8 protein-coding genes and 1 pseudogene are annotated in these 8048 nt (G+C 70.0%); 3 read left to right on the top strand and 6 right to left on the bottom strand.

Annotated elements, in window-relative coordinates; translation table 11 throughout:
- From RH94_RS20810 to RH94_RS20785, 6 genes are all read right to left on the bottom strand, one after another.
- Positions 1–647, bottom strand: a 647-nt coding sequence (locus RH94_RS20810) for an LLM class F420-dependent oxidoreductase (protein ID WP_234425915.1), incomplete at its 3' end; no start/stop codon positions are given.
- Between the two features lie 18 nt (positions 648–665).
- Entirely contained in the window at positions 666–1136 is a 471-nt protein-coding gene (locus RH94_RS20805) for a DUF6099 family protein (protein ID WP_073949028.1), read from the bottom strand.
- Between the two features lie 169 nt (positions 1137–1305).
- Positions 1306–1692, bottom strand: coding sequence for a nucleotide pyrophosphohydrolase (locus RH94_RS20800; RefSeq protein WP_079189122.1), 387 nt, complete (start codon positions 1690–1692; stop codon positions 1306–1308).
- The gene (locus tag RH94_RS20795; protein WP_073949026.1) at positions 1689–2078 is read right to left on the bottom strand and encodes a cell division protein SepF; all 390 of its coding nucleotides are present in this window, start codon (positions 2076–2078) and stop codon (positions 1689–1691) included. Before RH94_RS20795 ends, RH94_RS20800 begins: the two co-directional genes overlap by 4 nt.
- A 207-nt stretch (positions 2079–2285) precedes the next feature.
- Positions 2286–3278, bottom strand: coding sequence for a polysaccharide deacetylase family protein (locus tag RH94_RS20790; protein WP_073949025.1), 993 nt, complete (start codon positions 3276–3278; stop codon positions 2286–2288).
- A 241-nt stretch (positions 3279–3519) separates the two neighbouring features.
- Positions 3520–4524 (bottom strand): glycoside hydrolase family 11 protein, encoded by a 1005-nt coding sequence (locus RH94_RS20785; RefSeq protein ID WP_073949024.1) that lies wholly within the window; start codon positions 4522–4524, stop codon positions 3520–3522.
- Between the two features lie 371 nt (positions 4525–4895).
- Here RH94_RS20785 and RH94_RS20780 point away from each other — a divergent pair, with 371 nt between their 5' ends.
- From RH94_RS20780 to RH94_RS20770, 3 genes and pseudogenes are all read left to right on the top strand, one after another.
- Complete coding sequence (locus tag RH94_RS20780; RefSeq protein WP_073949023.1) at positions 4896–5381, top strand: cation:proton antiporter regulatory subunit; 486 nt, start codon at positions 4896–4898, stop codon at positions 5379–5381.
- Between the two features lie 4 nt (positions 5382–5385).
- On the top strand, positions 5386–6642 hold the full coding sequence (locus RH94_RS20775; RefSeq protein ID WP_073949022.1) for a cation:proton antiporter: 1257 nt from the start codon (positions 5386–5388) through the stop codon (positions 6640–6642).
- Between the two features lie 256 nt (positions 6643–6898).
- Positions 6899–8048, top strand: a pseudogene (locus RH94_RS20770) (PAS domain-containing protein); the annotation flags it as partial.

Raw genomic sequence — 8048 nt, 5'->3', positions numbered from 1 at the left:
GCCTCCGCGGCGGCCCGTACCCGGCCGAACTGCCGCTCGCTGTCCTCGATCGAGGCGAACGGGATGTTGAACTCGTCGGCGTACTGGGCGGCCAGGCGCGGTGTGCGGGTCGCGCCGTGCCCGCCGATGAGCACCGGGACCTTCGCCTGTGCGGGCTTGGGCAGTGCGGGCGAGCCGGTGAGCTCGTAGTACGTGCCGCGGAAGTCGAAGGTCTTGCCGGTCTCCGTCGCCCACAGGCCCGTGACGATGGCCAGTTGCTCCTCCAGGCGGGCGAACTTCTCCTTCGGGAAGGGAATGCCGTACGCCTTGTGCTCCTCCTCGAACCACCCTGCTCCCAGCCCGAGTTCGACCCGGCCTCCGGACATCTGGTCGACCTGGGCGACCTGGACGGCGAGCACGCCGGGCAGCCGGAAGGTGGCGGCCGTCATCAGCGTGCCGAGGCGGATGCGCCTGGTCTCGCGGGCCAGCCCGGCGAGGGTGATCCAGGCGTCGGTGGGGCCGGGCAGGCCGTCCACCTCGCCCATGCGGAGGTAGTGGTCGGAGCGGAAGAAGGCGTCGAAGCCGAGGTCCTCGGTGGCCTTGGCCACGGCGAGCAGGGTGTCGTAGGTCGCCCCCTGCTGGGGCTCGGTGAAGATGCGGAGATCCATGGCTCCCATCCTGCCCCGTCAGCCCGCCTCCCGCTCCGGCAGCGCCTCCTCCCGCGCCGCCAGCTTCCGCAGCATCTCGCGGACCCGGTCCCGCGACTCGTCGGCGGCGTCGATCGCCTCCACGCACTGCCAGTACGTCGCCTCGTCGGGAGCCGCGCTCGCGACGCCGACGAGGGCGATGCCGGCCTCGCCGAGCAGCACGTCCAGGCACAGCAACGTCTGGCGGATGTCGTCCAGTTCGGTGAGCCGGGCCGCCCGCGGGTCCCCGGGGTCGAGGTCCGGCACGGCCGGCACTCCGCAGCCCCGGCCCGCCAGCTCGGTCAGCCCCAGCGCCTCGCCCCGCAGTTCGGGTGGCCCGGAGACCGCCAGCCGACTGCCGACCGCCTGCGCCAGGGCCTGCGCCTGCCACACCTCGGCCAGGATGACGAGGGTCTCCCCGCTCCCCGCCAGAGCACGTCTGCTCGCCAGGATGAGCCGCACCGCGTCCATGCGCTGCCCCCGTCTCTCGACGTGCTCCCTCGCACGTCTGCCCGAACCCCGTTGTCCACTACCCAGAGTGAAGGCAGGTGGGACGAAAAGCCAGAGGAAGACGGAAATCTATGGACAACAAATCGATTTCGACCACGTGAACAACTACGGAGAGTGACAGCAAGGGATTTCATCCCCCCAGCGGGAACCGCCGCTCGTTCCGGTCGATCTTCGCCTCCAGAGCCACCAGCGGGTCCACTCCGAGCACCTCGCACAGTTGCAGCAGATACGCGAGGACGTCCGCGATCTCGTCCCGCACCCGGTGCGCGGTTTCGGGGTCGGCCATGACGCGGGCCGACTCCTCCGGGGTCAGCCACTGGAAGATCTCGACGAGTTCGGACGCCTCCACGCTGAGCGCGACGACCAGGTTCTTCGGGGTGTGGTACGGCTGCCAGTGGCGGGCCGCGGCGAACTCGGCCAGTCGCCGCTGCAGCGCGGCCAGGTCGGGGCGCCCGGAGTGCTCGGAGTGCTCGGTCACGGCACCAGGTCTACCACCGGCACCCGGCCCGCGGCTCATCCGCCCGTGGCCGCCGCGCTCTCCATGAGCCCGCTCACCTCGGTGCCGGGCGGCGTGAGCAGGAACACGTTGCGGTCGACGCGGTGCATCCCGCTGCCCAGGCCGAAGACGACTCCGGTACTGAAGTCCAGGACCCGCTTGGCCACCTCGTTCTCCGCGTTGGTGAGGTCGAGCAGGACCGGGACGCCCGCCATGAGGGTCTCGGCGACCTCACGGGCGTCCGCGAACACGCTCACCCTGAGGACGACGAAGCGACGGCGCGCCTCCGTCTCCACCTCCGGCCGCGCGCGGTGGTCCACCGCGGACGGCCAGGCGTCGCGGCCTCGCAACGGGACGACCTGGGCGAGCCCCTCCCACTGTTCATCGGTGACGTCGTGGCTGTTCACCGGCTCCCCCTGTCCTGACTCGCGTTCCTTGCCTGCACCAGCCAATTCTTACGCCACGTCACCCGTTCGGCCCAACAACGACACGGTGCGCGACGGCAGGGACCGAGCCTGTCCGAAAGCGACACGGCAACGGCACGGGGGAACGCCCGTGGCGCGACGGTCATGGACCGCCGCGCCACGGGTGGGTTCTCCGGGGACCCGGAGGGGCTAGCTCGTACTGCAGGAGACCGTGGGCCAGGTCCAGTTGCCGTTGTGCTGGACGGTCACGCCCCAGTTGTTTCCGTTGCCGTTGGGCTTCGCGGTCAGCACCTGGGAACCGGGATAGCTCGCGCTGACGTTCCAGGTCGAAATGATCTTCGCCGGGGACGGAACGTTCATCGTCACCGTCCAGTTGTTGGAACCGCTGACCGAGACGTTGAGGTTGTACCGGTCACTCCACTGCTGACCGGCGGACAGCGTCGCGGTGCACCCGTTCGAGCCACCACCACCGCCACCACCGTTGCCGCCGCCGTCGGGGGCGACTGCGCGACCGGTCTGCGGGGAGATCATGCCGGCGCACAGGCCCTTGGCGGCCAGTGTCTGGGCGATGCGCGGGATCGCGGCGAGGGTGTTGGCGGGCCACTCGTGCATGAGGATGATCTGGCCGTTGCCGAGCCGGGAGGCGGCCTGCACGATGGCGTCGGTACTGGCGCCGTTCCAGTCCTGCGAGTCGACGTCCCAGAGGACCTCGGTCAGGCCGTACTTGGCCTCGACCGACTTCACCGTCGAGTTGGTCTCGCCGTAGGGCGGGCGGAACAGCTTCGGCGTGCCTCCTCCCGCGTTCGCGATGGCCTGCTGGGTCCGGGAGATCTCGGAGTCGATCTGCGACTGGCTCTGCTGGGGCAGGTGGGGGTGGGTGTAGCTGTGGTTGCCGACCCACATGCCGGCGTCGACCTGGGCCCGCACCTGGGACGGGTAGGAGGCGGCGTACTGGCCCTGGTTGAACATCGTGGCCCGCAGCCCGTTCTGCTTGAGGGCGTTGAGCACGGCCGGTGTGCGGTCGTTGGACGGGCCGTCGTCGAAGGTGAGTCCGACGTAGCCGTTGCAGGCGGCCGCTTGTGCGGGGGCGGCGTTGACGGTGAGGGTGCCGGCGGCGGCCAGGGCGGCGGCGGCCAGTGTCGTGACCAGGGAACGCAATGACAGAAGTGGCTTCGTTCTCATGCGGGTCGGACCTTTCCTTGACGTCTCGGTCGGGTGCTCGGAGGGACTAGTGCCGCGGCAGGCAACGTTTGCCCGTCAAGGAGCGGCGTCCGGTGCGTGCTCTCGGCGTGCCGGCCGGAAGTCCTCGTACTGGATGTACTTGGGCTTTCGGGCGGTGCGGCGAGTGGGGGTCCCCCCTGCTCGAAGAGCTTGGGGGAGCGTGCCGGGCGTCGCGACGGGGCGAACGTTGCCTGTTGCGGCACTAGCTCGTACTGCAGGAGACCGTGGGCCAGGTCCAGTTGCCGTTGTGCTGGACGGTCACGCCCCAGTTGTTTCCGTTGCCGTTGGGCTTCGCGGTCAGCACCTGGGAACCGGGATAGCTCGCGCTGACGTTCCAGGTCGAAATGATCTTCGCCGGGGACGGAACGTTCATCGTCACCGTCCAGTTGTTGGAACCGCTGACCGAGACGTTGAGGTTGTACCGGTCACTCCACTGCTGACCGGCGGACAGCGTCGCGGTGCACCCGTTCGAGCCACCACCACCGCCACCACCGTTGCCGCCGCCCGAACCGGAGTCGCCCACGTTGATGTTGGAGTTCCCGCTGCTCTGGTAGCCCTCGGTCGCGAGGATCATGTAGTTGAAGGCGCCCAGGTTCATGCCGTTGCGGGCCCAGGCGTCGAAGTGGTTGCCGGTGGTGATGGTGCCGCCGGTCCGCTTCGACTGCCGGACGCTCCAGTACTGCTTGAAGGTCTTGATGCCTTCGATGGAGGGGGCGTTGACCCGCGTCGTCTCGTAGATGTCGTACGTACCGCCGTCACTGGTGACCGTGCCCTTGTACGTTCCCGTGGGCCGGTAGGTGCCCCAGTTGTCGACAACGTAGTACTCGACGAGCGGGTTGGTCGTCCATCCGTAGAGGGCCAGGTAGGCGTTGCCGGACGGGTTGAAGCTGCCCGAGTAGTTCACACTGCGGCGCCCGCCGGTGCTCCAGCCCTTGCCGGCGACGAAGTTCCCGGTGTTGCTCCACGAGGTGCTGTAGTTGCCGCCGGAGCCCATGTTCATGGAGACGGTGCCCTGGCTGTCGGTCCAGAACGAGTAGTAGTAGCCGTTGTTGGTGCCGGTCTGGTTCGTGGTGACGACCGTGTCGGCCCGGGCCGTGCCGGGCAGCGTCATCGCCGCGAGGGCGGCCAGCGCGATGGCGCAGACACTCCTGATGAGCAGCGTGAGGCGACCGCTTCCGCGGTCCTTCGCCTGGACGAGCACATTCATGTCCGTGCGTCCTCCTCGTGAGGGCTGGTGGGGGGCGGGCAGCACGACGGAACCCGGCGGGCTCGACTCCGCGCATCGCATCGCAGTGTTGAGCTGACCCCGTCAAGTGTCAACAGTTTCGGTAAGAGTTTCGAAACGTTCGCCTCGCCCTGCGAGTCCGAAAAAAGGCAAACTCCCAGCTCAACAACTACACCGATCCCGTCGACGTCCACCGGCTGCCGAATGCTCGGATATCAAGATCAGTCAATGGCCAGACACCGTCGAAACTTTCGGTGGCACAACCGGAAAAGCGAAGTAGTTAAAGTCTTCGAGGTTCAACCAGGAATTGCGAGTCGACGCCGGACACGTCGACGCCAGACAAGGAGACAGCCATGGGGGCTGCACGCATGAGCAGAACGCCGCTGCCCGGTATAGGGGTGCGCTACGACCTGACCACACGGGAGCGGCGCCGACTGTCGGTCGTGGCCCACCGGGACGGTTCACGGACCCTCAGCGCGTACCGGGACGACGACCCGGACGCCTGCGCCCTGTCGGTGCGGCTGACCTCGTGGGAGGCGGAGACGCTCATCGACGCGCTGGCACCGACGCACCGCAGCCCCAACCTGCTGTCGACCACCGAGCTGGGACTGGTGGCGGAGCGGATCGAACTGGCCGCGACGTCCCACTGGAACGGGCGGCTGCTGGGCGACACCCGGATGCGTACGGAGACCGGTGTGTCGATCGTGGCCGTGCTCCGCCTGGCCGAGGCGATCCCCTCCCCCGGCCCGGACTTCCGCCTGGCCGGCGGTGACACCCTGATCGTCATCGGCACGCGCGAGGGCGTCGACGCCGCCGCCGCGATCCTCGGGCGGGAGTGAGTCTATGCATTCCTCCGCGATCTTTCTGATCGAGTTCGGTGCGATCATCCTCGCGTTGGGTCTGCTGGGGCGGGTCGCCGGGCGGTTGCGGTTCTCGCCGATCCCGCTGTACCTGCTGGCCGGGCTGGCCTTCGGCAAAGGAGGGCTGCTGCCCCTGGGCGCCAGCGAGGAGTTCGTGGCGATCGGCGCCGAGATAGGCGTCATCCTGCTGCTGCTCATGCTCGGCCTGGAGTACTCGGCCAGCGATCTGGTCTCCAACCTCAAGACCCAGTACCCGGCCGGTCTCGTGGACGCGGTGCTCAACGCGACCCCCGGAGCCGTCCTGGCGCTGCTCATGGGCTGGGGACCGGTCGCGGCCGCCGTACTCGCCGGAGTCACCTGGGTCTCGTCCTCCGGGGTGATCGCCAAAGTGCTCGGCGACCTGGGGCGGCTGGGCAACCGCGAGACGCCGGTCATCCTGAGCATCCTGGTCCTCGAGGACCTGTCGATGGCGGTCTACCTGCCGATCATCACCGCCCTGCTCGCCGGGACCGGTCTCGCGGCGGGCAGCATCACCCTCGCCATCGCCCTCGGTGTCGCCGGACTGGTCCTGCTGCTGGCCGTGCGCTACGGCGGGCACATCTCCCGCCTCGTCTCCAGCGACGACCCCGAGAGGCTGCTGCTGGTGGTGCTGGGCCTGACCCTGCTGGTCGCCGGTCTCGCCCAGCAGCTGCAGGTCTCCGCCGCCGTCGGCGCCTTCCTGGTCGGCATCGCCCTGTCCGGCGAGGTCGCCGAGAGCGCGCACAACCTCCTCACCCCCCTGCGGGACCTGTTCGCCGCGATGTTCTTCGTCTTCTTCGGGCTGCACACCAACGCCGCGGACATCCCGCCCGTCCTGCTGCCCGCCCTCGCCCTGGCGATCGTCACCACCCTGACGAAGACGGCCACCGGCTACTGGGCCGCGAAGCGGGCCGGGATCTCGGTCAAGGGCCGCTGGCGGGCCGGCGGCACCCTCGTCGCCCGCGGCGAGTTCTCCATCGTCATCGCCGGTCTCGCCGTCACCGCCGGCATCGAGCCCTCCCTCGGCCCGCTGGCCACCGCGTACGTGCTGATCCTGGTCGTCGCCGGTCCGCTCACCGCCCGCTACACCGAGCCGATCGCCCGGCGCCTCACCGGCCACCGGGACACCGTTCCCGCGAACCTGGCCCCGGCCCAGGAGGCGGAGGCGCCCGTCACCGTGACGCCGAGCGCGGCGGACGGCCAGGACCGGTCCGGCCGCTGAACGTCCTGCCCGCCCCCGCGGCGGGCAGGAAGAGGCGAAGAGGAACGGGTACGGTTGTCTCGTTCGCGGAGAATGCGCAGAGTGCTCCGAAAGGTCGTCTCATCGTCTGACGGGCAGGGCTCCGGAAGCCGCTGATCGGCCTGCCCGTCGACCGGCACCGGAAGCCCGCTTCCGGTTCGCCACCGAAGGAACCGCGACGATGAACACCACCGCGGCCCCACCAGGAACGGCCCGGAACAGGGGCAGGTCCTGGCCGATGCCGCCCGTGGGGCGGCTGCGGTCCCTGTTCCGGGTGCGCAGCGTCGCGGGCCAGGTGTTCCTGCTGCAGGTCGTGGTGGTGCTGCTGATCACCGTCGCGGCGCTGGTCGCCCTCGTGGTCCAGGCCCGGCGGGACAGTACCGACGACGCCCGGTCCCGGTCCCTGGACGTCGCCGAGACACTGGCGTACGACCCCGGCACGCTGAAGGCCATGACCGGCCCCCACCCCACCGCGGAGTTGCAGCCCCTCGCCGAGAAGATCATGAAGGGGACGGGTGTCGACCTGGTCGTCATGTACTCGAAGGACGGGGTCCGCTACACCCATCCCAACCCGGCTCTCATCGGGAAGCCGGTCCTCGGTTCCCGCACCCCGCCGCGTTCCGCCGTGACCGAGACCCTGGAGACCACCCAGGGACGTGCGGTGGTCTCGTACGTGCCGGTGACCGGGGCGGACGGTGCGGCGGTGGGGTCGGTGGCGGTCGGCATCACGGTGGAGAGGGTGACGGGCATGGCGGCCCGGCAGCTTCCGCTGCTGCTGGGGGCGGGGGCCGGGGTACTGGTCCTGTCCGCGGGCGGTACGGCGCTGGTGAGCCGGCGGCTGCTGCGGCAGACCCACGGCCTGGGGCCGGTGGAGATGACGCGGATGTACGACCACCACGACGCCGTGCTGCACGCGGTGCGCGAGGGGGTGCTGATCGTCGGCGGTGACGGGCGGCTGCTGCTGGCCAACGACGAGGCCCGGCGGCTGCTGGACCTGCCGCCGGACGCGGAGGGGCGCCGGGTGGCCGACCTGCCCCTGGAGGCGGACCTGGCCGGGCTGCTCGCCTCGCCGCGCGCGGCCAGCGACGAGGTGCACCTGAGCGCCGACCGGCTGCTGGCGGTCAACAAGCGGACCACCGCCCCCTACGGCGGGCAGGCCGGCAGCGTGGTGACGCTGCGGGACACCACCGAGCTGCGGGCGCTGTCGGGGCGGGCCGAGGTGGCGCGCGAGCGGCTGAAGCTCCTCTACGACGCCGGGATGGGCATCGGCACCACCCTGGACGTGACCCGCACCGCGCAGGAGCTGGCGGACGTGGCGGTCCCGCGCTTCGCCGACTCCGCCACGGTGGAGCTGGCCGAGGAGGTCCTGCGCGGCGAGAAACTGGCCG

It is taken from the genome of Streptomyces kebangsaanensis, from assembly GCF_001906585.1.
Classification (GTDB): Bacteria; Actinomycetota; Actinomycetes; order Streptomycetales; family Streptomycetaceae; genus Streptomyces; species Streptomyces kebangsaanensis.
The sequence above is the reverse complement of the archived record's forward strand: the minus strand, read 5'-3'. Positions and strand labels throughout refer to the sequence as shown.

What these genes read in the sequence shown, in the direction of transcription:
- RH94_RS20805 (WP_073949028.1), bottom strand. Translation starts at nt 1,136, where the DNA reads ATGGACGCGGTGCGGCTCATCCTGGCGAGCAGACGTGCTCTGGCGGGG.
- RH94_RS20790 (WP_073949025.1), bottom strand. Translation starts at nt 3,278, where the DNA reads ATGAGAACGAAGCCACTTCTGTCATTGCGTTCCCTGGTCACGACACTG.
- RH94_RS20780 (WP_073949023.1), top strand. Translation starts at nt 4,896, where the DNA reads ATGGGGGCTGCACGCATGAGCAGAACGCCGCTGCCCGGTATAGGGGTG.
- RH94_RS20785 (WP_073949024.1), bottom strand. Translation starts at nt 4,524, where the DNA reads ATGAATGTGCTCGTCCAGGCGAAGGACCGCGGAAGCGGTCGCCTCACG.
- RH94_RS20775 (WP_073949022.1), top strand. Translation starts at nt 5,386, where the DNA reads ATGCATTCCTCCGCGATCTTTCTGATCGAGTTCGGTGCGATCATCCTC.
- RH94_RS20800 (WP_079189122.1), bottom strand. Translation starts at nt 1,692, where the DNA reads ATGAGCCGCGGGCCGGGTGCCGGTGGTAGACCTGGTGCCGTGACCGAG.